The sequence below is a fragment of the Clostridium sp. HCP1S3_C6 genome, from assembly GCF_052066735.1.
Classification (GTDB): domain Bacteria; phylum Bacillota; class Clostridia; order Clostridiales; family Clostridiaceae; genus Clostridium.
The window spans coordinates 1-717 of sequence record NZ_JBQHRN010000070.1 but is presented as its reverse complement, the minus strand read 5'-3'; the positions used below and the strand labels follow the sequence as shown (position 1 = coordinate 717).

The 717-nt window shown below is 26.8% G+C and carries 1 protein-coding gene; it reads right to left on the bottom strand.

The window, feature by feature from the left end:
* Positions 1-80: 80 nt before the first annotated feature.
* On the bottom strand, positions 81-717 hold a 637-nt coding region (gene istB, locus ACTNAO_RS12760; protein ID WP_441029676.1), incomplete at its 5' end, for an IS21-like element helper ATPase IstB.

Here is a 717-nt window from a genome sequence, read left to right as displayed (position 1 = left end):
TGTTGGTGTCAATATAAATTCCCCGAAAAAGGGAAAGAAAATTCCCCACCTTTGGGTATAATTAATTCAAGATTATTTTTTTATAATCCATTTAATTTTTCTTGTCGTTGTTTCATTCTATAACTTTCACCATCAATTACAACAAAATTACAATGATGAATGAATCTATCAAGTATTGCTGTCGCTAAAACGGGATCATAAAATATTTTTCCCCATTCATCAAATTTTTTATTTGAAGTAACAATAATAGAACCATTTTCATATCTTTTTGAAATAATTTCATAAAAATCATCAATATTATTTTGTGAAAGTTTTTTTAGCCCTAGTTCATCTAAAATTAGTAGATCCGGATTAACGTATTTGTTGATTTTCTTCATGTATGAATTATCTGCTCTAGACATATATAATTCTTCTAACATCTGATTTACAGTAGTAAATAATACGCTATATCCTTGGGAAATTGCATTAATACCAATAGCTATTGATAAATGAGTTTTACCAGTACCAGAAGGCCCGATAAAAGCAATATTTTCCTTGTTTCTAATAAATTCACATGTAGCTAAATTATAGATTTCTTTTTTGTTTAAATTAGGTTGATAATTAAAATTATATTCTTCAATTGTTTTATGATTAGGAAATTTAGCATTATGCATTTTTTTTGCTCTGGCATTCGTCACGCGATTAGCTGTTTCATCATTAAGTAATAATTCAAAAAAC